General features: G+C 63.5%; 24 protein-coding genes. 16 read left to right on the top strand and 8 right to left on the bottom strand.

Features of this window, described 5'->3' with window-relative positions; all coding sequences use genetic code 11:
• The first annotated feature begins 2 nt into the window (after positions 1-2).
• From ahbB to XH84_RS26880, 5 genes are read left to right on the top strand one after another with little or no spacing between them, the layout of a single operon-like run.
• On the top strand, positions 3-479 hold the full coding sequence (gene ahbB, locus XH84_RS26900) for a siroheme decarboxylase subunit beta (protein ID WP_128922495.1): 477 nt from the start codon (positions 3-5) through the stop codon (positions 477-479).
• Positions 480-494: 15 nt separating this feature from the next.
• Entirely contained in the window at positions 495-1,703 is a 1,209-nt protein-coding gene (gene nirJ / locus XH84_RS26895; RefSeq protein WP_128922494.1) for a heme d1 biosynthesis radical SAM protein NirJ, read from the top strand.
• Positions 1,681-3,246, top strand: a complete 1,566-nt coding sequence (locus XH84_RS26890; protein WP_128922493.1) for a cytochrome D1 domain-containing protein — start codon at positions 1,681-1,683, stop codon at positions 3,244-3,246. The genes nirJ and XH84_RS26890 overlap by 23 nt, the downstream gene beginning before the upstream one ends.
• A gap of 34 nt (positions 3,247-3,280) precedes the next feature.
• Positions 3,281-4,054: a CbiX/SirB N-terminal domain-containing protein gene (locus XH84_RS26885; protein ID WP_164937399.1), complete on the top strand. Its 774-nt coding sequence runs from the start codon at positions 3,281-3,283 to the stop codon at positions 4,052-4,054.
• A 30-nt stretch (positions 4,055-4,084) separates the two neighbouring features.
• Positions 4,085-4,588, top strand: a complete 504-nt coding sequence (locus XH84_RS26880; protein WP_128922491.1) for a DUF2249 domain-containing protein — start codon at positions 4,085-4,087, stop codon at positions 4,586-4,588.
• A 250-nt stretch (positions 4,589-4,838) separates the two neighbouring features.
• Here the strand turns inward: XH84_RS26880 and XH84_RS26875 are convergent, their stop codons facing one another.
• Positions 4,839-4,994, bottom strand: a complete 156-nt coding sequence (locus tag XH84_RS26875; RefSeq protein WP_245471864.1) for a hypothetical protein — start codon at positions 4,992-4,994, stop codon at positions 4,839-4,841.
• 326 nt (positions 4,995-5,320) lie between these two features.
• Here XH84_RS26875 and XH84_RS26870 point away from each other — a divergent pair, with 326 nt between their 5' ends.
• Both XH84_RS26870 and XH84_RS26865 read left to right on the top strand, forming a co-directional pair.
• Positions 5,321-5,923, top strand: a complete 603-nt coding sequence (locus XH84_RS26870) for a Crp/Fnr family transcriptional regulator (RefSeq protein ID WP_128922490.1) — start codon at positions 5,321-5,323, stop codon at positions 5,921-5,923.
• Between the two features lie 10 nt (positions 5,924-5,933).
• Positions 5,934-6,599 (top strand): cytochrome c, encoded by a 666-nt coding sequence (locus tag XH84_RS26865; protein WP_128922489.1) that lies wholly within the window; start codon positions 5,934-5,936, stop codon positions 6,597-6,599.
• A gap of 800 nt (positions 6,600-7,399) precedes the next feature.
• Here the strand turns inward: XH84_RS26865 and XH84_RS26855 are convergent.
• Positions 7,400-8,296: a LysR substrate-binding domain-containing protein gene (locus XH84_RS26855; RefSeq protein WP_128922488.1), complete on the bottom strand. Its 897-nt coding sequence runs from the start codon at positions 8,294-8,296 to the stop codon at positions 7,400-7,402.
• A 215-nt stretch (positions 8,297-8,511) separates the two neighbouring features.
• Here XH84_RS26855 and dctA point away from each other — a divergent pair, with 215 nt between their 5' ends.
• From dctA to XH84_RS26840, 3 genes are read left to right on the top strand one after another with little or no spacing between them, the layout of a single operon-like run.
• Positions 8,512-9,846, top strand: coding sequence for a C4-dicarboxylate transporter DctA (gene dctA, locus XH84_RS26850; RefSeq protein ID WP_128922680.1), 1,335 nt, complete (start codon positions 8,512-8,514; stop codon positions 9,844-9,846).
• Positions 9,847-9,870: 24 nt separating this feature from the next.
• Complete coding sequence (locus XH84_RS26845; protein ID WP_128922487.1) at positions 9,871-10,371, top strand: ureidoglycolate lyase; 501 nt, start codon at positions 9,871-9,873, stop codon at positions 10,369-10,371.
• 34 nt (positions 10,372-10,405) lie between these two features.
• Entirely contained in the window at positions 10,406-11,245 is an 840-nt protein-coding gene (locus XH84_RS26840; RefSeq protein ID WP_128922679.1) for a bifunctional allantoicase/(S)-ureidoglycine aminohydrolase, read from the top strand.
• A 30-nt stretch (positions 11,246-11,275) separates the two neighbouring features.
• Here the strand turns inward: XH84_RS26840 and XH84_RS26835 are convergent, their stop codons facing one another.
• Entirely contained in the window at positions 11,276-12,157 is an 882-nt protein-coding gene (locus XH84_RS26835) for a LysR substrate-binding domain-containing protein (RefSeq protein ID WP_128922486.1), read from the bottom strand.
• Between the two features lie 19 nt (positions 12,158-12,176).
• Between XH84_RS26835 and XH84_RS26830 the strand changes: the two genes are divergently transcribed.
• Positions 12,177-13,217, top strand: a complete 1,041-nt coding sequence (locus XH84_RS26830; protein ID WP_245471862.1) for a phosphonopyruvate hydrolase — start codon at positions 12,177-12,179, stop codon at positions 13,215-13,217.
• A gap of 19 nt (positions 13,218-13,236) precedes the next feature.
• The gene (locus XH84_RS26825) at positions 13,237-13,839 is read left to right on the top strand and encodes a metallophosphoesterase family protein (protein WP_128922485.1); all 603 of its coding nucleotides are present in this window, start codon (positions 13,237-13,239) and stop codon (positions 13,837-13,839) included.
• A 90-nt stretch (positions 13,840-13,929) separates the two neighbouring features.
• On the opposite strand, the gene XH84_RS26820 is transcribed toward XH84_RS26825, so the two are convergent.
• From XH84_RS26820 to XH84_RS26800, 5 genes are all read right to left on the bottom strand, one after another.
• A complete protein-coding gene (locus XH84_RS26820; protein ID WP_128922484.1) occupies positions 13,930-14,484 on the bottom strand; it encodes a TIGR02281 family clan AA aspartic protease in 555 nt (184 codons plus the stop codon).
• 28 nt (positions 14,485-14,512) lie between these two features.
• A complete protein-coding gene (locus tag XH84_RS26815; RefSeq protein WP_128922483.1) occupies positions 14,513-14,716 on the bottom strand; it encodes a DUF1289 domain-containing protein in 204 nt (67 codons plus the stop codon).
• 44 nt (positions 14,717-14,760) lie between these two features.
• A complete protein-coding gene (locus tag XH84_RS26810; RefSeq protein ID WP_128922482.1) occupies positions 14,761-16,356 on the bottom strand; it encodes a sensor histidine kinase in 1,596 nt (531 codons plus the stop codon).
• Between the two features lie 138 nt (positions 16,357-16,494).
• Positions 16,495-17,775: a sodium:proton antiporter NhaD gene (nhaD, locus tag XH84_RS26805; RefSeq protein WP_128922481.1), complete on the bottom strand. Its 1,281-nt coding sequence runs from the start codon at positions 17,773-17,775 to the stop codon at positions 16,495-16,497.
• Between the two features lie 114 nt (positions 17,776-17,889).
• Positions 17,890-18,762: an NAD(P)-dependent oxidoreductase gene (locus XH84_RS26800; RefSeq protein WP_128922480.1), complete on the bottom strand. Its 873-nt coding sequence runs from the start codon at positions 18,760-18,762 to the stop codon at positions 17,890-17,892.
• Between the two features lie 198 nt (positions 18,763-18,960).
• Here XH84_RS26800 and XH84_RS26795 point away from each other — a divergent pair, with 198 nt between their 5' ends.
• The 4 genes from XH84_RS26795 (at position 18,961) to XH84_RS26780 (ending at position 23,229) form a co-directional block, all read left to right on the top strand.
• A complete protein-coding gene (locus tag XH84_RS26795; RefSeq protein ID WP_128922479.1) occupies positions 18,961-19,398 on the top strand; it encodes a VOC family protein in 438 nt (145 codons plus the stop codon).
• A gap of 129 nt (positions 19,399-19,527) precedes the next feature.
• Positions 19,528-20,664, top strand: coding sequence for an Mrp/NBP35 family ATP-binding protein (locus XH84_RS26790; protein WP_128922478.1), 1,137 nt, complete (start codon positions 19,528-19,530; stop codon positions 20,662-20,664).
• A 219-nt stretch (positions 20,665-20,883) separates the two neighbouring features.
• Positions 20,884-21,972, top strand: coding sequence for a TRAP transporter substrate-binding protein (locus XH84_RS26785; RefSeq protein ID WP_128922477.1), 1,089 nt, complete (start codon positions 20,884-20,886; stop codon positions 21,970-21,972).
• A gap of 168 nt (positions 21,973-22,140) precedes the next feature.
• Positions 22,141-23,229, top strand: a complete 1,089-nt coding sequence (locus tag XH84_RS26780) for a TRAP transporter substrate-binding protein (RefSeq protein ID WP_128922476.1) — start codon at positions 22,141-22,143, stop codon at positions 23,227-23,229.
• Positions 23,230-23,544 lie beyond the last annotated feature (315 nt).

Below are 23,544 nucleotides of genomic sequence, written 5' to 3'. Positions count from 1 at the left end.
CAATGCTCGATGCCATCGATCGCAAGCTGATCGCCACCACGCAAGCAGGGCTTCCGCTCGTCGCCGAGCCCTATCGCGCGCTCGCCGACGAGCTCGGCCTTGACGAGGCCGAAATCGTCAGCCGCCTCGGGCAGCTGCTCGAAACCGGTGCGATCCGCCGCATCGGCGCGATCCCCAATCATTATGCGCTCGGCTACACCGCCAACGGCATGTCGGTGTGGGACGTCGCCGACGAGGCCATTGCCGAGATCGGCGCCAGGGTCGGCGCGCTCGATTTCGTCACGCATTGCTATGAACGGCCGCGTCATCCGCCGCTCTGGCCCTACAATCTCTTTGCCATGGTCCACGGCCGGACGCGCGACGAGGTGAGGGCGAAGGTTGCCGAGATCGCCGTGCTGGTCGGTCCGGCCGCGCGGGCCCACGAGGTTCTGTTCTCGACCCGGATCTTGAAGAAGACCGGCCTTCGCATTGCCGCCTGACGACGGGAGCCGGTCATGTTTCGCCTGAGCCAATACTTGCGCGAACTGGACGAGCCGGCTCCGACCGGGCCGGTTCGGCAGCCGCCCGGACCGGTGGTGATCTGGAACCTGATCCGCCGTTGCAACCTCACCTGCAAGCACTGTTACTCGATCTCCGGCGACGTCGACTTTCCCGGCGAGCTCTCCACCGCGCAAGTGTTCGGCGTGATGGACGACCTCAAGGCGTTCCGCGTGCCGGTGCTGATCCTGTCGGGCGGCGAGCCACTGATGCGGCGCGACATCTTCGAGATCTCGGCGCGCGCCAAGGCGATGCGGTTCTATGTCGGCCTGTCGTCCAACGGCACCCTGGTGGACGCAGCCATGGCCGACCGCATCCGCGAGATCGGCTACGACTATGTCGGCATCTCGCTCGACGGCATCGGCGAGACCCATGACCGTTTCCGCCGCAAGCAGGGTGCCTATCAGGAGGCGTTGAACGGCCTGCGGCTGCTGCGCGACCGCGGCATCAAGGTCGGGGTCCGCTTCACCATGACGGAGGACAATGCGGCGGAGCTGCCGCGCCTGCTCGATCTGGTCGAGCAGGAGAACTTTCCAAAGTTCTACCTCTCGCACCTCGTCTATGCCGGCCGCGGCAACAAGAACCGCGGCGACGACGCCATGTGGCAGACGACGCGCGATCGCATGGACATGGTGATCGCGCGGGCGTGGCGATGGGCGCAGTCGGGCAGCGAGATGGAGATCGTAACCGGCAACAACGATGCCGATGCGGTCTATCTCCTGCATTGGGCCGAGCGAACCGTGCCCGATCGCGCGAGCGATCTGCGCGCCAAGCTGGTGCGCTGGGGCGGCAATTCCTCCGGCGTCAACGTCGCCAACATCGACAATCTCGGCAATGTGCACCCCGACACGATGTGGTGGCACCATACGCTGGGCAACGTGAAAACGCGTCCCTTCTCCGAGATCTGGCCGGACATCTCCGATCCGATCATGGCCGGCCTGAAGCAGAAGCCGCGCCACGTCTCCGGGCGCTGCGGCGCCTGCGCCTATCTCGACATCTGCAACGGCAATACCCGCGTGCGCGCGCAACGGATTACTGGCGACGCTTGGGCGGAGGATCCCGGCTGCTATCTCAGCGATGCCGAGATCGGCCTTGCGACGCCGACCGATCGGGTGAAGACCAGCATCTATCGCGGAACACGTCATGAAGCGCCGCTCTCTGTTTGATCGCATTCTCCTCGCTCTGGCGCTGCTGGCGCTGGCAGGCCCTGCGCGCGCCGAGCCGGATGCGGCAAAGCTGTTCGCGGACAATTGCGCCGAATGCCACGGCGCGGACCGGCTCGGCCGGCTGGGGCCGGCGCTGCTTCCTGAAAATCTCGGCCGCATGATGGGTACGCGGGCCGCCGCGGTGATTGCCGACGGACGGGCCGCGACCCAAATGCCGGGCTTCTCCAGCAAGCTCTCCAGGGACGAGATCGCCGCGCTCGCGGCCTATGTCTCATCGCCGTTGCCCGCGGTGCCGGCCTGGGGCGCGGCTGAGATCGACGCCAGCCGCGTCGTGCATGCTACGGCGCCGCCGCTGGAACGACCGCGCTTCGAGGCCGATCCCATGAACCTGTTCGTCGTGGTCGAGGCCGGCGACCATCATGCCACGATCCTGGACGGCGACCGCATCGAGCCGCTGGCGCGCTTCCAGACGCGATTTGCGCTGCATGGCGGCCCGAAATTCACGCCCGACGGCCGCTACGTGTTCTTCATGTCGCGCGACGGCTGGGTCAGCAAATACGACCTCTGGACGCTGACCATGCTGACGGAGGTGCGCGCGGGCATCAATTCCCGCAACATCGCGATCTCGCGGGACGGCAAGCATATCGCGGTCGCCAATTATCTGCCGCACACGCTGGTGATGCTCTCGGCGGACGATCTGTCGGTGGAGAAGATCTTCGACGTGAAGGACCGCCTGGGGACGTCCTCGCGGGTCTCGGCGGTGTATCAGGCGCCATCGCGCAACAGCTTCATCGCGGCACTGAAGGATGTTCCGGAGATCTGGGAGATCGCCACCGATCCGAATGCGGGCCCGGTTTATGCCGGCTTCGTCCACAGCCACGAGAAAGGTATGATCGAGGCGCTGCCGTCCTCTCAGGGCCTGTTTGCGCTACGCCGGATCGAGACCCCGGAGCCGCTCGATGACTTCTTCTTCGATCCGCCCTATCGCAACCTGATCGGCTCGGCGCGGGAGGGCAGGGCGATCGTGGTCAATTTGACGGTCGGGCGCGATATCAAACAGCTCGATCTGCCGGGGCTGCCCCATCTCGGCTCGGGCATCTCCTGGACCTGGAACGGCCGGCTGGTGATGGCGACGCCGCTGCTGAAAGCAGGCAAGATCAGCGTGCTGGACATGCAGGACTGGTCGCAGATCAAGCTGATCGAGACGCCTGGACCCGGCTTCTTCATGCGCAGTCATGAGAACACGCCCTATGCCTGGACCGACAGTATGATGGGCAGCGGGAAAGACACGCTTTCGATCATCGACAAGCGCTCGCTGGAAGTGGTCCGTCGCGTCACGCCGGAACCGGGCAAGACTGCAGCGCATGTCGAATTCGACAGATACGGGCGCTATGCCCTGGTATCGATCTGGGAAGACCAGGGCGCGCTGGTGGTCTATGATGCGGCAACCTTTACTGAGGTGAAGCGTATTCCGATGTCGCGTCCTTCGGGCAAATACAACGTGTGGAACAAGATCACCTTTTCCGATGGCACCAGTCATTGAGCAGCCGGGCACTGCCCCGTCGATCGCGTTGCTGTTGGCAGCCCATGGCGAGCGGCGGCTGGGTGCCGGCAACACAGGGGCGTTCCAGCTTGCCCGCGCACTGGCCGCTCGCGGTCTGGTGGCCGAGGTCGCCGTCGGCTTCATCTCGGGCACGCCTGGCATCCGGCAGGCGCTGGAGACGCTGACCTCCAGTCGAATCCTGGTCTATCCGCTGTTTGCCTCCAGCGGCTATTTCACCCGCGACCGCCTGGTTCAGCTGCTCGACGAAGCGAAGGGCGATGGCCGCAGAATCGACGTGCTGCCGCCGCTGGGGCTTGATCCGGGCCTGCCCGATCTATTGTGCGATCAGGCCGTGCGCCGTGCGCGCGACCACGGTGTCGCGCCCGAGGATTGCACACTCGTCCTGCTGGCGCACGGCTCGAAGCGCAATCCAGCCTCGCGCCAGGCCACCGAGCAGGTCGCGCGCGAGATTGAGACACGGGCGGTCTGCCGAAACGTCGTGGCCGCCTTCCTGGAGGAGCGGCCGTCGCTCGAAGAGGCCGCGGCATCCATTGATGGCTCTGCGATTGTCGTTGGCCTGTTCTCCGGTGAAGGTTTGCACGGCGCAAAGGATGCGCCGAAGCTGGTTGCACGGCTTCGCCGCCGCGACATCATGTTCGCGGGCATCATGGGCAGCGGGCCCGGCATCGAGGATCTCGTCGCGCGGGCGGTGGCCGCTGCCCTGCAAAACCCGGGAGCGGTGCAGGCCGGGGAGGACCAGTCGACGCTTGCGCCGGCACCGGGATGCTGCGCCGTTTCAGTTGATTGATGGCGCGGCGTTGAAGCAAAGGGACAAGAGATGACCGAGTACCTTGATGTCGATGTCCGTCCGATCCTGCGGGCCGGGGGCGAACCGTTCTCGACCATCATGGCCGCGGTGGAAAGTGCAAAACCGGGCCAGGGCATCCGGCTCTACGCGCCCTTCAAGCCCGTGCCCTTGTTCGGCGTGATGGCCGGCAAGGGCTTTGCCCATTCCGCGACGGAGATCGGCGGAGGCGATTGGCAGGTGCTGTTCACCCCGACCGGAGCGCCTGCCGAGGGTCTGGCGCCGAAAGCGCAGGCCAGCGCCAAATGGCCGGAGTCAAAGGTACGGCTCGATACCAGGGAGCTCGATCCGCCGGAGCCGATGATCAGGATCCTCGCGGCGGCGGAGACCCTGGGAGCTGGAGAAACACTGACGGCGTTTCTCAGCCGCGAGCCCGTGTTCCTTTTTCCGCAGCTGGAGAAGAGGGGCTACAACTGGCTCGGCGGCTTCCTGCCCGACGGCGTCACCTACGAGCTGACGGTGCGGGCACCGTCATGAGCGGGCAGAGATGCACTTTGCTCCGAATCGATCAGAGCAGCGGATGTTTGATGAACCGCGTCTCGCCTTTTCAATTCAGCTCCGCAATGCGTCGTTCCCATCACAATTCATGTCCCGGAGCGCCGCTCGAAGCGAAGTGACCCACACCGCGATCGCGGCAGGCGATGAGCCTGCCCCTGCGGCGTCTGACGCCAAGCGTGGGACTGCGACAGGGCAACCCACCGGCAGACGAACAGTCAAGCCGGGACCCTCACGAAAACATCGAGGCGATCGTCTGGATATGATCGGTCGCGGCGGCGACAAGATCGGCATAATTGGTGTGCCCTTGCGCGGCCGCCTTGAGAATGCATTCGGCGAGGAATGCCTTCGTCGATATGGTCACGAGGTCGGCAGGCACCTTGGTCATGGCCTCCTCGAGGGCCGTCCTCATGGTGCACACGAGCTCAGGATCGAATTGCGGCATCGAGACAGCTCCATCCATCGCAGCGTCCGGATCCCCAATCAGGCAACCGGTGCGGCAGAAGTCTCGCCGCGCCGGCCGCAAAATCAAATCAACTGCGTTTGACATCCATGAAATCTTGGAAAGGTTGGGCGTTCTCGCGTCGCGCTGGCCCTGAGTTCGGTGCGGCGGTCCGTTTGATTGGCAAAACCGATCGCATGGCTCATCATTGTTCGCATAAGCCACCTTGCCCCAAGACCTGTCGCCTTGCTTCTTGTCAGCCGAGATGACCCATGCACCAGATCGATTGGATTTCGGCGAACATTGCAGCTTCTGCGACTGAACGCGCGCTCAGGGCCGGACAGACCTTGTTTCGAGCCGGCGCGAGACCGGCCGGGCTCTACGAGGTCGTCAAGGGCAAGATACGGCTGGTGCGGTTCGACCGCTCCGGACGCGAGGCTATCCTGCAGCTTGCCGCGCCTGGCGACGTGCTGGCGGAGGCGTCGCTGTTCTCCTCGGCCTACCACTGCGACGCCATTGCCTCAAGCGAGGCGACCGTCCGGCTGTACCCCAAACCAGCTCTGCTCGCCGAACTCGAACGCGACCCAAAGCTCCTCCTGGCATTCTCGGTAATGCTCGCACGCCAGGTCATGGCGCTGCGGACCCGGCTCGAATGTCGCAACATCCACTCGGCTCGTGATCGCGTCCGGCACTATTTGACGGTCAACGCCGATAACAGGGGGCGCAGCGTTACCTTGCCCGGAACGTTCAAGGATCTCGCAGTAGAACTCGGGCTGACGCACGAAGCCCTCTATCGCACGCTTGCCGGGATGGCGGCCGATGGCGAGATCGAACGAGGCAAAGGACAAATCCGCATCTTGAAGTGCCCGATATGATCGAGATCATATGTTGTCGGCGGCCGCCGGTTTAGAAGGGAAGAGGCGGGCGCCTGCAACAGAGGGATCGATCATGGTTTCGTGGCCGACCAGAGCCGCATTGGGCGGCGCCGCAATCCTGGCGACGGCTGCCTTGGCATCGGCCGGCACCTCGAGCCATTCCGGTATGCATCATCAGATGCAAGCTGGCCAAAGCCATGGTCAGGGCCAAGCGATGAGTTCGCACATGTCCCATGACGGCGCGGCCAAGGACGCGCGCGAGATGGTGCAGTTTCCGCCGGACATGCAGACCCATTTTCTGGGCAACATGCGTGATCACCTGCAGACGCTGAACGAGATCGTCGATGCCCTCGCCAGGGACGACTATGCTGCTGCTTCGAAAGTCGCCACCGAGCGCCTGAGTCTGGACTCGCCGTCGGCGGCAGGATGCAAGCCGCAGTCGATGCATCAGGCAAGCCGACCTCCGGAGAACAGATCCCAGAAGCCGATGACAATGGAGGACATGATGGAGACCTATATGCCAGAGGCCATGCGAGGCATCGGCCTGTCGATGCATACGGCGGCGAGCGAGTTCGCCAAGGTTGCGATGACCCAGGACCGCGCCGGGGCGATGACGGCCCTGTCGCACGTCACCCAGAACTGCGTCTCCTGTCATTCGAGCTATCGGCTGCGATAACCATCAGCAGGGTCGCGGCCAGGGTGTCGCACCTTGCCTGTGTCGCGCTCTGTCAATCCGTCTCGCCAAAAATATTCCACTTTACCGAAATTCGGTTTTGGCGTATGTGTCGCGCATCCCGGCTCATCAAGAGGGGCGATCTTGTGGTCGTCACGTTCGCGAGCCGGGCTTGCGGTGGACGCGGCAGCGTCGGCACTGTGAGCTCGAACCCCGCGTGCGGACGAGCGGCGCTGCTAGGCTTCGTCTCGTCTTGCAAGTTTCCGGCTTCGTCGACAGGGCTGGAAAAACTGCGGCGAATGGCGGGCCGTGCGTACGGCAAAACCGTGTGGTCCTGGCCGTCGTTGCTACGGTCAAGCCTTTCGAAGATGCGCGCGAACCCAACCGGGTGGACGGCATCGCCAATTCGAACGGCGAGGGAGGCCAGAAGGAAAGTTCGGCTCCCGGGAGATCACGGCATAAGCCGTCCGACCACCGCGCAGGGAAGGCCGAGTGATCGGCACCACCTGTATGCTGCTGTGCGGTTCTTCCTGCGTGTGCATTTTCGCGCAGCGGACCGCGGGTGCGAGCTGGCACCCGGCCTTCCCTGTGCCCTCTTGGCTTTGAGGGTGGAGCAACGAAGCAAAGCTCGGGCGAATTAAGCCGCGAGGCTGCGAAGGCGTGTCTGCTTGCCTGAAGATTGACAATGCGAACTCAGCTCTCACCGCCGTCACCCTGAGGTGCGCGCTACGCGGCGCATCGCGCCGCGGAGCAAGCCTCAGGATGACGGATTTGCCTGGCGATGCGGAGGAGACACGGCAGCATCAACCCACACCCTTCCGATGATTGAGGTATCGAAGCGCGAGCTTGATGAAGTTGTGCACCACCATCGACGTCTCGTCGGCTCTGAAGACCAGAAACACGTCGGCCGTGGGCGGCGACGGCCTGATCGGACGGAAGACGATGTCGGCTGTGGTGAAGCGCGCAATCGACTGCGGCACGAGCGCCACGCCGAAACCCGCGGCAATCAGACTTGGGATCGACTGGGCATCGACGACCTGCTGAGACACTCTTGGCAGGAAGCCGGCATCGACACAGCAGGTCTGCACGTAGCGTGCGAAATCGGAGCTGTTCGGATCCAGGACGACGTGATCCTCGGACGCCAGTTCGCCGAGCGCGATGCGCTTGCGGCGGGCCAGATGATGGGTGCCGGGCATTGCGAGAACGACCTCTTCCCGCCATGCAAGCTTGCTGGTCAGGTCGCGCTCGCCGGGAATTCCGCGAATGAGACAGATATTGGTCGTGCGGCTGAGCAGCGCCGCGATCTGCAGTGCCGGCGCCTGCTCATGCACCGTCATCTTGACCTGCGGAGCGACCTTCCGGTAGGCCGCGAGCAGCTCTGCGAGACGGCCGCGCAGGATCGAGCCGGTCGCGCCGACATCCAGCGTTCCGATCAGGCCAGCTCCGATCGACCGCGCCTCGTCTTCCGCGGCTTTGACCTGTTGCAGGATCGCGCGGCCCCGCACCAGCATGGCCTCGCCCGCCTGCGTCAGCTCGACCCTGCGGCTGGTCCTGTAGAGGAGCGGGGTCGCGAGCTCTGCCTCGAGGGCCTGGATCTGTTGGCTGAGCGGCGGCTGCGAGAGGTTCAGCCGCCGGGCCGCGAGGGTGAAGCTGCGCTCTTCGGCAACCGCGATGAAGTACCGGAGCTGGCGGAGATCCATAGCGAAAACCTATTAATCGTGTCGCTCTATATATTGGACTTCATGTCGCACCTGGTCAACGAATGACCGGCGGAGCCTTCCAAGCGTCCTGTCGCCGCGAAACGCTCCGTCCGCAGCGATCTCACGTCGCCGCCAACGACAACAATGGCGAAGGCTCCGGCCGACCAAGCCAGATGGAAGCCCAGCGAGCGAGGAAGGCCATGCCCATGTTCTTCATGCCCAAGATCTTCAAGTCACTCTTCTTCCAGGTCGTCGTTGCACTCGCGGCCGGCATTGCGCTCGGCGTCGTCTATCCCGATACCGCATTGCAGATGAAGCCGCTGGGTGATGGCTTCATCAAGCTGATCAAGATGCTGGTGCCGGTGATCGTGTTCTGCGTCGTCGTGCAGGGAATTTCGGCGGCCGGCGACCTTTCAAAGGTTGGAAGGGTCGGCATTCGTTCGCTTCTCTATTTCGAGATCGTTACCACCGTTGCCTTGGTGTTTGGCATTGCGCTTGCCTATTATTTCCAGCCGGGCGCCGGAATGAACATCGATCCGAAGGCGTTGGACGCCAAGGCGCTCAGCGGGTTCAGCCAGACGGCGGCCCAGGTCGCAGGCGGGGGCGTCTCCGAATTCCTGATGAAGCTCATTCCTTCGACGCTTGTCGGGGCTTTCAGCTCCGGCGACGTTCTGCAGGTCCTGATCGTCTCGATCATGTTCGGTTGCGCCGTGTCACTGTGCGGCGAACGCGCGAGGCCAGTCGTTGAGTTCGTCGAGCGGGTGAACGAGATCATCTTCAAGATGATGAACTTCGTCGTCCGGCTCGCGCCGATCGGTGTCTTTGGTGCGATCGCCTTCACGGTCGGAAAATACGGCATCAGTTCGCTCAAGCAGCTCGGGGGCCTCGTTGCCCTGTTCTATCTGGCAGTGGTTCTGTTCGTGGTCGTCGTTCTCGGCGCGATCATGCGGCTTTCCGGCTTCAGCCTGTTCAAGCTGCTGGCCTATCTGCGCGAAGAGCTGTTGATCGTTCTCGGGACGGCCGCGGGCGACAGCGTGCTGCCACAGACCATGCGTAAGCTCGAGCTGCTCGGGATCAAGCGATCGACCGTCGGTCTGGTGATCCCGACCGGGTACTCGTTCAATCTGGATGCGTTCTCCATCTACTTGACCCTGGCGGCCGTCTTCATTGCACAGGCGACGAATACGCCGCTTGCCACGGGCGACCTGCTGGCCATCCTCGGCGTCGCGTTGCTCACCTCCAAAGGTGCTCATGGTGTCCCGGGCTCGGCCATCGTCGTCCTCGCTGCGACGCTGGCCGCCATTCCGGCCATCCCGGCGATTGGACTGGTGCTCATCTTGTCGGTAGACTGGTTCATCGGCATCGCCCGCGCGCTCGGCAACTACGTCGGAAACTGCGTTGCGACAGTCGTCGTCGCCTCATGGGAGGGAGACCTCGATCACGCGAAGGCGCGTCGCATTCTGAACGGCGAGATTGACCCTTCAGTCGAGAATCTGCGATTGGATCCAAACAGTGCGGATGCTCCGGTCGCAGGTCTGCAGACTCTTTGAACACGGTGGCGCTTGAGGCCCGCAATGGTGACACTCTCGATCGAGCCTTTGACGCAGCAGGCATTCGCTCCGTTCGGAGACGTCGTCGAGACGGAAGGTAACACGCCGCTGTCGATCAACCAGGGTTACGCTCAGCGCTTTGACGGGCTCGCCCATATCGACATTGCCACGGAAGGCGGACAGGTCAACATCGGCTGGTTTGTCGCCTCAGTGCGGCCTGCGCCGATCGCGATCCGCCTGATGGAGCGCCATCCGCTTGGAAGCCAGATGTTCGTCCCCCTGAACGGAGCGGATTGGCTCGTGGTCGTTTGCACAGACCCGGGCGTCCCCGCCAGCTACCGGGCGTTCGCGGCAAAGGGCCACCAGGGCGTGAACTATGCTAGAAACTGCTGGCACCATCCGCTCCTGGTTCTGAAGGACGCAAGCGCGTTCCTCGTCGTCGACCGCAAGGGGGATGGCGCCAATCTCGAAGAACACTGGCTGAGCGAGCCGATGCAGATCGGTGTTCAGTCAGCTGCAAGCTGATACGTCCGATCGGTAACCTTCACGAGGCTTGATGATGTCGTCGCGCACCTATCACGTACCGCAGGGCGGCCATCCGCCCCAGACGGACCTGCTGAGCGGCCGCGCGGTCTTTACGAACGCATACGCCGTCATCCCGAGCGGCGTGCAACGCGATATCGTCGTCAGCTACCTGCCGCATTGGGACAGCACGCGCGTCTGGGTGTTGGCGCGACCGCTCTCCGGCTTCGCCGAGACGTTCTCCCATTATCTCATGGAGATCGCGCCGGCCGGAGGAAGTGACATGCCAGAGCCGGACAAGGATGCCGAGGGGGCGTTGTTCGTCGTCGGCGGCAAGTTGAGTCTCAAATTGGCCGATGGTGAATTTGAGCTGCGGCCCGGCAGCTTCGCCTACGTGCCTCCGGGCTGCGCCTGGAGCATTCGCAACCGCGGCCTGGACCCTGCACAGGTTCACTGGATCCGCAAACTGTACCAGCGCGTGCCGGGGGTGGCCGTGCCCGAGGCCATCGTGATCAACGAAGACTCCATCGAACCGATCGCGATGCCGGGCACAGAAGGGAGGTGGGCGACCACCCGCTTCGTCGATCCGGCGGACATGCGCCACGACATGCACATCACCATCGTGACGTTCGAACCGGGTGGGACGATTCCCTTCGCAGAGACGCATGTCATGGAGCACGGATTGTATGTCCTCGAGGGCAAGGCCGTTTACCGTCTCAATCAGGATTGGGTGGAGGTCGAGGCCGGAGACTACATGTGGCTGCGCGCATTCTGCCCGCAGGCCTGCTACGCCGGAGGCCCCGGCCGGTTTCGCTATCTGCTCTACAAGGACGTCAACCGTCACATGAATCTGCGGCAGGGCCCGCCGCTGGTTTAGCCTGCTGCGCCCGCCCGCTTGGCGAGCCCGTCACCGCCCTGCCTGCGCGAGAAGCCAATCCAGAAACAGCCGTCCGGCCCGGTCCTTCATCGCCGTTCTGTAGAGGACATGGAAGCCAGGGCCAACCAGCGTGCGCTCCGGAAACGGCGCGACCAGTCTTCCGCTCGCGAGGTCGTCCTGGATCAATGCGAACGGCCCGACCGCGGCGCCGAGGCCGTTGATCGCAGCCTGCAGGGACAGGAAGAAATGATCGAAGTACGGTCCGGCAACTGTTTCTCCGATCACGACGCCACTGGCGCCGAGCCACCCCCTCCAGGCGTCGGGTCGCGATTTGAGGTGAAGAAGCGGCACGGCTAGCAGATCTCGCGGAGCATTTATGCTGTGCTTCTCGAGCAGCATGGGGCTCACGAGCGCCGTCGAAACGTCATCGGCGATTTTCCCGCAAGAGTGATCGCTGCGCCGCATGACGTCACGGCGAATGATGAAATCAAAGGGCTCGCCGAGCTGATCGATCTCGTCGGTCGGAGATGTCGACAGGCGCAGTTCGATCGAGGGATTCGCCAATTGAAATGACGATGTCTGCGGGATCAGCCAGCGCATCGCGAAAGACGGTGTCGCGTTGATCTTGAGAATTCTGCCTGGCCTGCGCCGCGCCAGTTGTTCCGACGCGATCGCCAGACGATCCAGACACGCCCTGACATCCGCGAGGTAGGCTGATGCCTCCAGCGTCGGCTCGATCCCGCGCCCTGAGCGGCGGAAGAGAGACCGGCCGAAATACTCTTCCAGAATCCTGATCTGCTGACTGACCGCGCCGTGAGAAACACACAGCTCTTCGGCAGCGGCGGTCACGCTCGAGTGTCGGGCGACCGCTTCGAAGACCTTCAATGCTCTCAGGGGCGGTAAGCGTCTCATGATTTAGAAAATCTAACAGATGGATGCGAATTTCGGGATGGTCTGGAGGAATTATCTCATACAATTATCGCTTCAGAAAGGCGATCGCGCCGCAGCTGCCGCGCTGTCAGCTCGTGAGTATTCCTATCATTTTGCCCCAGGCCGGATCCGCGCCTGCTTTGGACGCACGGAGGAAATAAAGATCATGAACGGCAAAGGACATCTGCTCAGGGACAAGATGGCCAATTCCGGTCTCGTCCAGATCATGGCGGCGCATAGCCCGTTGTCCGCGCTGCTCGCGCAGGAGGCGGGGTTTGACGGCATCTGGGCGTCGGGCTTCGAGCTCTCGGCGCTGTACGGTCTTGCCGATGTCAGTCTGATTTCGATGACGCAGCACCTCGACATGATGCGTGCCATGGCCGAGCGGGTGGATCTACCGATTGTTGCCGACATCGACACCGGCTTTGGCAACGCCATCAATGTGATTCACGCGGTGCAGCAGTATGAGCGCGCTGGGGCCTCTGCTGTCGTCATCGAGGATAAGTCGTTTCCGAAGGTGACCAGCCTCGTGACGGATGGCCGCCAGGAGTTGCTGCGGATCGAGGAGTTTCAGGGCAAGATCGAAGCCGCGTGTCAGACGCGAAAAGATGCCGGCTTCCTGGTGGTCGCGCGCGACGAGGCGTTGATAGCCGGGCTGGGAGAGCAAGAAGCACTGAAGCGGGCTGCGGCCTATGAGGAGGCCGGGGCGGACATGGTCCTGATCCATTCCAAGCGAAAGACGCCCGACGAGGTGGAGAGTTTCGTGCGCGCCTTCAAGGGCAGGGTGCCGCTCGTTATCGTTCCGACCGCGTATCCCGAGATGACGACGGAACGCATTCGTGCGCTCGGAAAGATCAAGATGGTCATTTACGGCAACCACGCGATCCGCGCAGCCGTTATGGCGATGAAGGATGTTTTCGCCGCCATCCTGAAGGATGGCGGCATCCAGAATGTCGACAGGGTAATCGTCTCCGTCGAGGAGATCTTCCGTCTGCAGGGCATGGATAAAGTCAGGGCCGACGAGAAGCGCTATCTGAGATGAGCAAAGAGAGACGGCGCTGATGAAGATCTTGGCCTTTAGCGACTTGCATCGAGACAGTGATGCCGCACAGGCTATCGTCGGTGCCTCGCGAGAGGCCGACGTCGTGGTGGGCGCCGGCGATTTCTCAACCCAGGGGATCGGGCTGCGCGAGACGGTTGATCTGCTCCGCGCCATCACCGTTCCCATGGTCCTCGTCGCTGGCAACCATGACGACCTGAACGAGTTGCGGCGTGCCTGTTGTATCAACACTGCCATCCACGTTCTTCATGGCGAAGCCGTGACAGTTGAAGGCGTGCCGTTCTTCGGCCTCGGATTTGAAATCCCCGCGGGTCGGCGGGACGAGTCCTGGAATCGGCGGCTCGGTGAGGCGGAGGCGGCGGATCTGATCCGCGGGTGTCCGCCGGGGGCGGTTCTCGTGACTCACTCGCCGCCGTTCGGCTGCGCCGACGTTCAAAGGGACGGCGCCCACGAAGGCAGCCACGCTATCCGCGATGCCGTCCTGTCGACGAAGCCGCGGCTCCATCTATGTGGTCACATCCATCACGCCTGGGGCAGATCCGGCATTCTCGGCGAGTGCCGGGTTCACAATCTGGGCCCAACGGTGAATTGGTTCGTCACTTAGGTGCATGCAGATCGCACCTGCATGCTCTCGCGGTTTGTTGTCGCCAGGAATGAGAGTCCGCTCGAATGGCGCCGCACGTCCCGCTGCGACCTAGTCCATCGCCGTGCGCGAGCGGCGGTGGCTGCTCTGAAGCTCGGGATAGCCGGTCAGCATCAGCTTGTCGGCGCGGACGCCCCAGCTCTCCAGGCGGTCGAGGAAGCTCATCCCGAGCAGGTTGGTCTTCATCTGCCCGCGTTGGACGACGAGGGCCGGCACCGATTTCTCGACGAGATGACCGACGGAGAGACGGTCGAGCGTGAGGCGGGCTGCCTTGGTATGACCGCCCGCGGTTTCGAGATCGACATCGTATTCGAGCATCTCGAGCGGCAGCCCGATGGCTTTCGCGGTTTCCCACGTCAGCACCACCGACGTCGCACCGGTATCGATCACCATCGGCGCCGCGACACCATTGATCTTCGCGCGCAGTGCGAATTCGCCGCCCTGGCCGCGTGGGATCTGCACGGCGGGGGCGGCCGCCACCGTCTGCGCGCGAAAGATGTGCGAGACCTTGTGGCTGGCGCGCGCGATCTGCTCGGGATCGCCATAGGCGACGACCGCGCCTGCCGTGCCGGCGAGCGTGACGAGAACGAGCAGGAAGCGGATCATCGTGCGCCTCCGGAGGCGCGCAGGCCGGTCAGGTCCGTTTCGGCGATGGCGCGATCGACGCAAGTCCGGCTTCCGTCATGCGTGCCGGCAACAGGGCCATGACCGCGAGCCGTTCGGCGCTTTCCATGGCGTGCCAGCGCGCGATCTCGGGCAGGGTCCGGCCGCAGCCGAAGCACAGCTTGGTCCTGGGATCGATCATGCAGACGGCGACGCACGGCGTTTCTTTGCTCATTCGGATATAGTGGGGGATTGTCGGGCATCTCTGCAAGCTTCTGGTTAAGAGCCCGTGCCGGCGCTCATGATCGGCTTGTGGCGCGGCCGGCGCTTCTCATCGGGCAGTACGGAATTCTCCGGCTGGAGCGGTGGAGAATCATCCGACAGCGGCGCAAGCGCGCTCATCACACGCTCCGGCGGGAAGGTGACGATCACCTCGGTACCGATGCGCAGCTTCGATTTCAGCGTGAACGTGCCGCCATGCAGGTCGATCAGATTCTTGGCGATCGGCAGACCGAGCCCTGCGCCCTGTTCGGCCGATTTGATCGAGTTGGAGCCCTGGCCGAACGAGGCGAGCACGACCGGGATCTCGTCCTCGGGAATGCCGGAGCCGGTATCCCTCACCGAGAGGTATTGTCCGCCCGAAGCGGTCCAGCCGGCCTTGAGCCAGATCTCGCCGCCCTGCGGCGTGAACTTGATCGAGTTGGAAATCAGGTTGAGCACGACCTGGCGGATCGCGCGCTCGTCGGCCCAGAGCCGCGGCATTGCCTGCTCGAACACTTCGTGGATGGTGATGCCGCGGCTAGAGGCGCGCAGCTTCATCAGATGGTGGCAGTCGGCGACGATGCCGACCAGCGACACTGCTTCCTCGTTGAGCTCGTAGCGGCCGGCCTCGATCCGCGACAGATCGAGGATCTCGTTGATGAGGTTGAGCAGGTGGACGCCCGAATTATGGATGTCGGCCGAGTACTCCTTGTAGACAGGCACCGCATGCGCGCCGAAGATCTCGCTCTTCATCACCTCGGAAAAGCCGAGGATCGCGTTCAGCGGCGTGCGCAGCTCGTGGCTCATCTGCGCGAGGAAGCGCGATTTGGCGACATTGGCGGATTCGGCGCGGTGGCGCGCTTCGTCCGAGATCGCCTTGGCCTGTTCGAGCTCGCCGATCAGCGCGTCCTTTTCGGCGCGCGCTTCCAGCGTGGCGAAGGTGGAGGAGTGCAGGCGATGCGCCAGCAGCACGAAATAGCCTTCGGCGGCGAGCGCGAGCGCGGCCAGGATATAATTGTCCAGCGAGCCGGTCATCGCAAAGCTCAGCGCCATGGCGACCGCGACCGGCGCGGTGGCCGCAAGGGCTGCGATCGGCAAGTTCGCGGCGACCATGCTCGATACTGCGATCACCAGCAGCATCAGGAACATCATCAGCGTTTCCGTGACCATGTCGAGCACGGGGTGGATCAGGATCGCCATCCAGCACAGGCCATAGAGCAGATCGAGCACGACGAAGCGCGTCCGCCATGCGCGCGTCGCCGCGGGCGAGGCGGGCTCGGTCAGGAAGCGCCGGCAACTGCGGATCATCGCCGCGTGGATGCAGAGCATGCCGACCGTCCAGGCTGCGGCGGGGATCGGCTGCATCCACAGCCCGAACAGCACCCCGGTCGCGACCACCAGCAGCATCACGACATAGGAAGCCGACAGCCGGGTCTGGGCATATTGGCGCAGCATCTCGGCGTCGAAGGCCGGTCGGGTTCCGCTGGTCGACGTTAACCTGTCGCGCGCCTCGCGCACCCGCTGCGCCGCAGCCCTTCGGCTGCTCGCCGATGGAGCGCTCACCGGCTCGGCCGGAAGCTGCACAACCTCGGGCTTTTCAGCGGGGTTACTCATCAAGCAACAACGATTCCTGCCCACGCCGGACGCGGGCCTTCTGCATTGTCTATCTCTGGCAAGAAATCCTTAAGAGGTGACTTAAGGAGCTAAAGAATTACGTTAACCCGGCGTTAATTTGGATCTCGCCGGCGCCGTTCAGTGCAGCGCCGCGTGCTGCACGATGTAGACCATCGCCCCCGCCAGATAGCCCGCGAGCGCCGGACCTGCGATGCGGCGGGCGTACCAGAAGAACTCGATCTTCTCGAGTCCCATGGCGGCAACGCCCGCGGCCGAGCCGATGATCAGGATCGAGCCGCCGGTTCCGGCGCAATAGGCGATGAACTCCCAGATGAAGCTGTCCGGCGGATATTGCACCAGATTGTACATGCCCATCGTGGCGGCGACGAGCGGCACGTTGTCGATGATGGCGCTCAAGAGGCCAAGCAGGATGACGATGATGTCGAGACGGCCGACCGTGGCGTCGAGCCATTTCGCGAGTAGCTCAAGGACGCGGGCGTGCTCCAGGCACGCGACGGCCATGAGGATGCCGACGAAGAACACGATCGAGCTCATGTCGATGCGCGCCAGCGCATGGACGAGGGTGAGGGGACGGCGCGCATCCTCGTCCTTGTGGCGGTGGACGATCTCGCCGACCAGCCAGAGGATGCCCAGCCCGAAAAGGATACCCATGAACGGCGCGAGATGCGTCACGGCCTTGAAGACCGGAACGGCAACCAAGGTGCCGAGCCCGAGATAGAACATCAAATTGCGCTCGAACAGCTCGACCCTGAGGGCCTTCGCTTGTTCCTGCAACGGGGGCACGATGTTCTTGCCCCTCAGCGAATAGCCGATGATGAGCAGCGGGATCAGCAGGTTGAGCAGCGACGGCAGGAACACCGCCTTCATGATGCTGACGGGAGAGATCTGGCCACCGATCCAGAGCATGGTCGTGGTGACGTCGCCGATCACGGTCCAGGCGCCGCCGGCATTGGCGGCGATCACGATGATGGAAGCGAACAGCAGGCGATCGCCCTTGTTGCCGATCAGCTTCTGGATCAGCGAGATCATCACGATGGTGGTCGTCAGATTGTCGAGGATCGAGCTCAGGAAGAACGTCACGAAACCGATGATCCACATCAGCGTGGTCTGCTTCGTGGTGCGGATCACCGAGGTGATGACTTCGAAGCCGTTGTGGGCGTCGATCACCTCGACGATCGTCATGGCGCCGATCAGGAAGAAGACGATCTGCGCGGTCGAGGCGACGGATTCGTCGAGCTGGTGGTTGACGAGCGAGGCGTCACCGACGGACATCGCGTAGATGGTCCAGAGCAGGCCCGCTCCCAGCAGAGCCGAAGCGCTCTTGTTGACGCCCAGCGGATGTTCGAGCGCGATGGCAGCGTACGCAACGATGAAAACGACGGCTATCACGCTCAGCAAGTCAGTCCCCCCGGAATTCGTTTTTCGGCTCGATGCGGGCCTCGTCGCGGCGCAAGCGCGGCGTCGAGACCCGTGACGGTCGCAGCAGCCCGGCCCCGACCGTCGACGCGTTCCTCAGCGTTGCAGGCGCGCGAGCAGGCTCGATGTGTCCCAGCGCTTGCCGCCCATCTTCTCGACCTCGGCATAGAACTGGTCCACGAGTGCGGTCACCGGCAGGGTGGCACCGTTGCGACGGGCTTCAGCCAGCGAGATCGAGAGGTCCTTGCGCATCCATTCGACCGCGAAGCCGAAATCGTACTTGTCTTCGTTCATGGTCTTGTAGCGATTCTCCATCTGCCAGGACTGCGCGGCCCCTTTCGAGATGGTCTCGATCACAGCAGTGACGTCGAGCCCGCTCTTCTTGGCGAAGTGGATACCCTCGGAGAGACCCTGCACCAGACCGGCGATGCAGATCTGGTTGACCATCTTCGTCAGTTGGCCGCTTCCGGCGGGCCCGAGCAGTTTGCACATCCGCGCATAGGCGCCCGTGATGATCGGCTCGGCGCCGGAATAGGCATCTGGCGCGCCGCCGCACATCACCGTCAGCACGCCATTCTCGGCGCCGGCCTGGCCGCCGGAGACCGGCGCATCGACGAATTTGAAGCCCACCTTGGTGGCGGCTGCATCCAGCTCACGTGCGACCTCGGCAGAGGCGGTGGTGTGATCGACGAAGGTCGCACCCTTCTTCATACCGGCGAAGGCGCCGTCGGCGCCGATCGTGACCGCGCGCAGATCGTTGTCGTTGCCGACGCAGCACATCACGAAATCCTGACCTTCGGCGGCCGCCTTCGGGGTCGCTGCGGTCTTGCCGCCGAACTTGTCAGCCCATTCCTTCGCTTTGGCCGCGGTGCGATTGTAGACGGTGACCTCATGGCCCCCTTTTTTCACGAGGTGTCCGGCCATGGGGAAGCCCATGACGCCGAGACCGAGGAAAGCGACTTTAGCCATGTGTGGTACCTTGTCCGTAGTTTTGAGTTTTACGGTTGTAGCCGGGCGAGGGCGCCGGGCGGCGCCCTCGAAGTTCCGCTGCGAGGGCGGATCGGAGGCGCACCATAAACCGTTAAGCCGGGAGGGCAACGGCTTCGTTTGGCGGCCCCCTGTGCTAGGATGGCGGGACCTAAGGACTTCGAAAAAGGGAGCGAGAGCATGGGCGGTGTGAGCGTTGGCGTCCTCGATCATTTCAACATCCGGACCCGGAATCTGGCCGAGACCGTCCGTTTCTACGAGGACGTGCTGGGCCTGGAAAAAGGCGCCCGGCCGAATTTCGCCTTCCCCGGCGCCTGGATGTACAGCGAGGGCAGGGCGGTGGTGCACCTGGTCGATATTTCCGCGACAGCGGAGCCACAAAAGCCGGATTCCGGCGTTGTCCATCATGTCGCCTTCGTCAGTCGCGGCTTCGACGGCATGAAGCAGAGGCTGGCTTCCAAGGGGATGAAGTTCGACTCCCGCCAGGTGCCCGGCGGCGACCTCTGGCAGATCTTCGTTCACGACCCCAACGGGGTCATGATCGAGCTGAATTACGAGGCCGCCAAAGAGCAGGGGTCGGCGCCCGCCGAGATGGCTGACGATATCGGCAGGCAGTAGCCTTTTGGGCGTTTCCGCTCTAATGGGGCATCCTAAAGTCTCGAGCATGACCTTGCCGGAAAGCCGCCCACGCTCTGCGCTGGTGCGGCCCTTCCGGGTCCGGATCAGGCTCCGTCCAGGAGATGCACCTTGAGTGTGACGCAGCAACAGGTTCTCGACAGCCTCGCCAGGATCAAGTCGCCCCGCGGGGTCGCGCTCACCAATGCCAATGTGCTGAGCGCGATCAGCGCGTCCGACGGCAAGGTATTCTTCTCGATCAATGTCGAAGCCGCCGAGGCCAGGGCCTGGGAATCCATCCGGGCCGAGGCCGAGGCCGCCGTGCGCACCATCCCCGGCGTCACCACCGTCATGGTGGCGCTGACCGCCGAGCGTAAGCCGGGCTCCGCACCGCCGCCGCCTCCGCAACCCAGTCGCGGCGCGCCGGGCGTGCAGCCGGCCCATGCCCACAAGCCGCCGCAGGGAGGCGGGTCGCCCATGGCGCGGCAGTCGGAGATTCCGGGCGTCGCCGCCGTGATCGCGGTCGCCTCCGGCAAGGGCGGCGTCGGCAAGTCGACCACCGCGTTGAATCTGGCGTTGGGCCTGCGCGACCTCGGCCTCAAGGTCGGGCTGCTCGATGCCGACATCTACGGCCCCTCGGTGCCGCGCCTGACGGGCCTGCGCGACAAGCCGGAACTGAACGACGAGCGCAAAATGATTCCGCTTCGGCGCTTCGGCCTCGCCATCATGTCGATCGGCTTCCTGGTCGAGGAAGAGACCGCGATGATCTGGCGCGGTCCCATGGTGATGTCGGCGGTGACGCAGATGCTGCGCGACGTCGAATGGGGCAAGCTCGACGTGCTGGTCGTCGACATGCCGCCGGGCACCGGCGATGCCCAGCTCACCCTGGCGCAGAACGTGCCGCTCAAGGGTGCCGTGATCGTCTCGACCCCGCAGGACCTGTCCCTGATCGATGCGCGGCGGGGGCTTGCCATGTTCAAGAAGGTCAACGTGCCCGTGCTCGGTATCGTCGAGAACATGAGCTATTTCCAGTGCCCGCATTGCGGCACGCGGTCGGACATTTTCGGCCATGGCGGAGCGCGGCACGAGGCCGAGAAGCTCGAGGTCCCGTTCCTCGGCGAGATCCCGCTGCACATGGCGATTCGCGCCACCTCGGATGCCGGCAATCCCGTCGTCGATAGCGAGCCGGACGGTCCCCATGCGGCGATCTACCGTGCCATTGCAGGGCAGGTCCGGGACCAGCTCAAGGGCGTCATCGCGGCGGCCTGAATCGGCCGCCCGTGGCACACCTGCTCGTTCCCTCGGAGGACATGCGACTTTCGTAGAGCCTCGTCATGCCATTGTCGCGTTCCGAAACCGGGCCGTCCGTGTTAAAGGCCCACGGCAGTCCAAGCCCCTTCGGTGCGACGCGCCCTGGCGCGTCGCCGGAATCAGCGGCGGCACAAGAGAAGTTTAAGGGGAAACGCCCCAGCAAGGAGAAACCTGAAGATGAAGCGTCGTGATTTTCTGAAAGTGTCGGCAGCAGGCGCGGCGGCGACCGCAGTGGCCTCGCCGGCGATCGCGCAATCCTCGCCCGAGGTGAAGTGGCGCTTGACTTCGAGCTTCCCGAAGTCGCTCGATACCATCTATGGCGGTGCCGAGCAGGTGGCGAAGTACGTCGCCGAGATGACCGACAACAAATTCCAGATCCAGGTGTTCGCCGGCGGCGAGCTCGTCCCGGCGCTCCAGGCGCTCGATGCGACCTCCAACGGCACCGTCGAGATGTGCCACACCGTCTCGTACTACTATGTCGGCAAGGATCCGACCTTCGCGATCTACGCCTCGGTGCCGTTCGGCCTCAACGCGCGCCAGCAGAACTCCTGGTGGTACCAAGGCGGCGGCATGGAGCTCGGCAACGAGTTCTTCAAGAAGTCGAACGTAATCGGCCATGCTTGCGGCAACACCGGCACCCAGATGGGCGGCTGGTTCCGCAAGGAGATCAAGACTGTCGCCGATCTCTCCGGCCTCAAGATGCGGATCGGCGGCATTGCCGGCCAGGTGCTTCAGAAGGTCGGCGTGGTGCCGCAGCAGCTCGGCGGCGGCGACATCTATCCGGCGCTGGAAAAGGGCACCATCGATGCGGCCGAGTGGGTCGGCCCCTATGATGACGAGAAGCTCGGCTTCGCCAAGGTGGCGAAGTACTACTATTATCCGGGCTTCTGGGAGGGCGGTCCGATGGTCCATGCCTTCACCAACCTCGACAAGTGGAATTCGCTGCCGAAGAGCTACCAGGCGATCCTCGCCAACGCGACGGCGAACGCCAACAGCTGGATGGCCGCGCGCTACGACATGCAGAACCCGGCGGCGCTGAAGCGTCTGGTCGCCGGCGGCACTCAGCTTCGTCCCTTCACCAACGAGGTGCTGGAAGCCTGCCTCAAGGCAACCAACGAACTGTGGGGCGAGATCTCGGCCAAGAACGCCGACTTCAAGAAGTCGATCGACGCCATGCAGGCCTACCGCTCTGACGAATATCTGTGGTGGCAGGTTGCCGAATATACCTACGACAGCTTCATGATCCGCTCGCGCACGCGCGGCTGATCGCCTAGTCCTAAAGTCGCAAGACCGGAAAGCCCGGCCTCCATGGAGGCCGGGCTTTTTCTTTGCCGCAGTGCGATCGGGATGGCATTCGGCCGCGGCTTGCATCATGCTGTTCCCCAAGCCTCGGCAAGAAGGCCCACAATCACTGATACATCAGGGCAGGAAATCATGAAGAGAAGAGACTTCATCAAGGTCACAGGACTTGGCGCGGCCGGCGCCGCCACGCTCGCGGCTCCCGCGATCGCGCAGTCCATGCCGGAAATCAAATGGCGTATGCCGACGAGCTGGCCGAAGTCGCTCGACACGCTGTTTGGCGGCGCCGAGATGATGTGCAAGATGGTCGCGGAGGCGACCGACAACAAATTCCAGATCCAGATCTTCGCGGCCGGCGAGATCGTCCCGGGCCTCCAGGTGCTCGACGCCGTGCAGAACGGCACCTGCGAAATCGGCCACACCGCCTCCTATTATTATTTCGGCAAGGATCCGACCTTCACCTTCGGCTCGGCCGTGCCGTTCGGCCCCAACATGCGCATCAACCAGGCCTGGTACATGCTCGGCGGCGGCCGCGACGTGCTCAACGAATTCTACAAGAGCTACAACGTCGTCTCGCTGCTCGCGGGCAACACCGGTTGCCAGATGGGCGGCTGGTTCAGGAAAGAGGTCAACACGCCCGACGATCTCAAGGGCATGAAATTCCGCATCGGCGGCTTCGCCGGCCGGGTGCTGCAGAAGCTCGGCGTGGTGCCACAGCAGCTCGCCGGCGGCGACATCTACCCGGCGCTGGAGAAGGGCACCATCGACGCCGCCGAATGGGTCGGCCCCTATGACGACGAGAAGCTCGGCTTCTACAAGATCGCGCCGCACTACTACTATCCCGGCTGGTGGGAAGGCGGGCCGATGCTGCTGGCTTTCGTCAACCTCGACAAGTGGAACGCGCTGCCGAAATATTACCAGAGCGTGCTGGAGCAGGCCGGCCACTACGCCAACAACTACATGATGGCGCGCTACGACGCCGCCAATCCGCTGGCGCTGAAGAAGCTGCTCGCCAGCGGCGCCAAGCTGCACCCGTTCTCGCCGTCGATCATGGACGCCTGCCACAAGGCCGCCAAGGAGCTGCACGCCGAGGTCGGCGCAACCAACGCCAACTTCAAGAAGGTGCACGACTCTCTCAACAAGTTCACGAGCGACGGCTACGCCTGGTTCCAGGTCGCCGAGGTGGGCTACGACATCTTCATGGCGCGGCGCTCGCAGAGCTGATCGCTTTATCTGTCACAAGCAGCTCCCCGGAGTGAAAGCTCCGGGGCGTTGTCGTGTTTGGAGGCAGACTCAAAAGCTGAAAAACAACCCCATGCACAGTAGCCAACGGCTTGATAAGTCGTGAAGAAATCAGTGGTGCAAGCGGCCTTCGCCCGGCAGCTCCTGCGAACTCAGGAGCACTTTGACGTGTCGGGCAAAACAGTGGCAGAATGCTAGAATCGAATAATCCGAAATGCGTTTCGTTGGCACTCATTTGGAGATGACGATGAGCTTCGATCCAGCCGCCGTTCAAGGCGCGCTGCGCAGGGCATGGTC

Origin of the sequence: Bradyrhizobium nanningense (assembly GCF_004114535.1) — a bacterium.
Classification (GTDB): domain Bacteria; phylum Pseudomonadota; class Alphaproteobacteria; order Rhizobiales; family Xanthobacteraceae; genus Bradyrhizobium; species Bradyrhizobium nanningense.
Note: the sequence above shows the minus strand (reverse complement) of the source record. Positions and strands in the feature narration are given on the sequence as shown.

Bases quoted from the DNA above. Each gene is read 5' to 3' on its own strand.
- XH84_RS26825 (WP_128922485.1), top strand. From the start codon at position 13,237: ATGAAGATCTTGGCCTTTAGCGACTTGCATCGAGACAGTGATGCCGCA.
- XH84_RS26780 (WP_128922476.1), top strand. From the start codon at position 22,141: ATGAAGAGAAGAGACTTCATCAAGGTCACAGGACTTGGCGCGGCCGGC.
- XH84_RS26890 (WP_128922493.1), top strand. From the start codon at position 1,681: ATGAAGCGCCGCTCTCTGTTTGATCGCATTCTCCTCGCTCTGGCGCTG.
- XH84_RS26800 (WP_128922480.1), bottom strand. From the start codon at position 18,762: ATGGCTAAAGTCGCTTTCCTCGGTCTCGGCGTCATGGGCTTCCCCATG.
- XH84_RS26835 (WP_128922486.1), bottom strand. From the start codon at position 12,157: ATGAGACGCTTACCGCCCCTGAGAGCATTGAAGGTCTTCGAAGCGGTC.
- XH84_RS26815 (WP_128922483.1), bottom strand. From the start codon at position 14,716: ATGAGCAAAGAAACGCCGTGCGTCGCCGTCTGCATGATCGATCCCAGG.
- XH84_RS26830 (WP_245471862.1), top strand. From the start codon at position 12,177: ATGGATGCGAATTTCGGGATGGTCTGGAGGAATTATCTCATACAATTA.
- XH84_RS26845 (WP_128922487.1), top strand. From the start codon at position 9,871: ATGGTGACACTCTCGATCGAGCCTTTGACGCAGCAGGCATTCGCTCCG.
- XH84_RS26840 (WP_128922679.1), top strand. From the start codon at position 10,406: ATGTCGTCGCGCACCTATCACGTACCGCAGGGCGGCCATCCGCCCCAG.
- XH84_RS26870 (WP_128922490.1), top strand. From the start codon at position 5,321: ATGCACCAGATCGATTGGATTTCGGCGAACATTGCAGCTTCTGCGACT.
- XH84_RS26810 (WP_128922482.1), bottom strand. From the start codon at position 16,356: ATGAGTAACCCCGCTGAAAAGCCCGAGGTTGTGCAGCTTCCGGCCGAG.
- XH84_RS26820 (WP_128922484.1), bottom strand. From the start codon at position 14,484: ATGATCCGCTTCCTGCTCGTTCTCGTCACGCTCGCCGGCACGGCAGGC.
- ahbB (WP_128922495.1), top strand. From the start codon at position 3: ATGCTCGATGCCATCGATCGCAAGCTGATCGCCACCACGCAAGCAGGG.
- XH84_RS26875 (WP_245471864.1), bottom strand. From the start codon at position 4,994: ATGACCAAGGTGCCTGCCGACCTCGTGACCATATCGACGAAGGCATTC.
- nirJ (WP_128922494.1), top strand. From the start codon at position 495: ATGTTTCGCCTGAGCCAATACTTGCGCGAACTGGACGAGCCGGCTCCG.
- dctA (WP_128922680.1), top strand. From the start codon at position 8,512: ATGCCCAAGATCTTCAAGTCACTCTTCTTCCAGGTCGTCGTTGCACTC.
- XH84_RS26865 (WP_128922489.1), top strand. From the start codon at position 5,934: ATGTTGTCGGCGGCCGCCGGTTTAGAAGGGAAGAGGCGGGCGCCTGCA.
- XH84_RS26795 (WP_128922479.1), top strand. From the start codon at position 18,961: ATGGGCGGTGTGAGCGTTGGCGTCCTCGATCATTTCAACATCCGGACC.
- XH84_RS26880 (WP_128922491.1), top strand. From the start codon at position 4,085: ATGACCGAGTACCTTGATGTCGATGTCCGTCCGATCCTGCGGGCCGGG.
- XH84_RS26855 (WP_128922488.1), bottom strand. From the start codon at position 8,296: ATGGATCTCCGCCAGCTCCGGTACTTCATCGCGGTTGCCGAAGAGCGC.
- XH84_RS26785 (WP_128922477.1), top strand. From the start codon at position 20,884: ATGAAGCGTCGTGATTTTCTGAAAGTGTCGGCAGCAGGCGCGGCGGCG.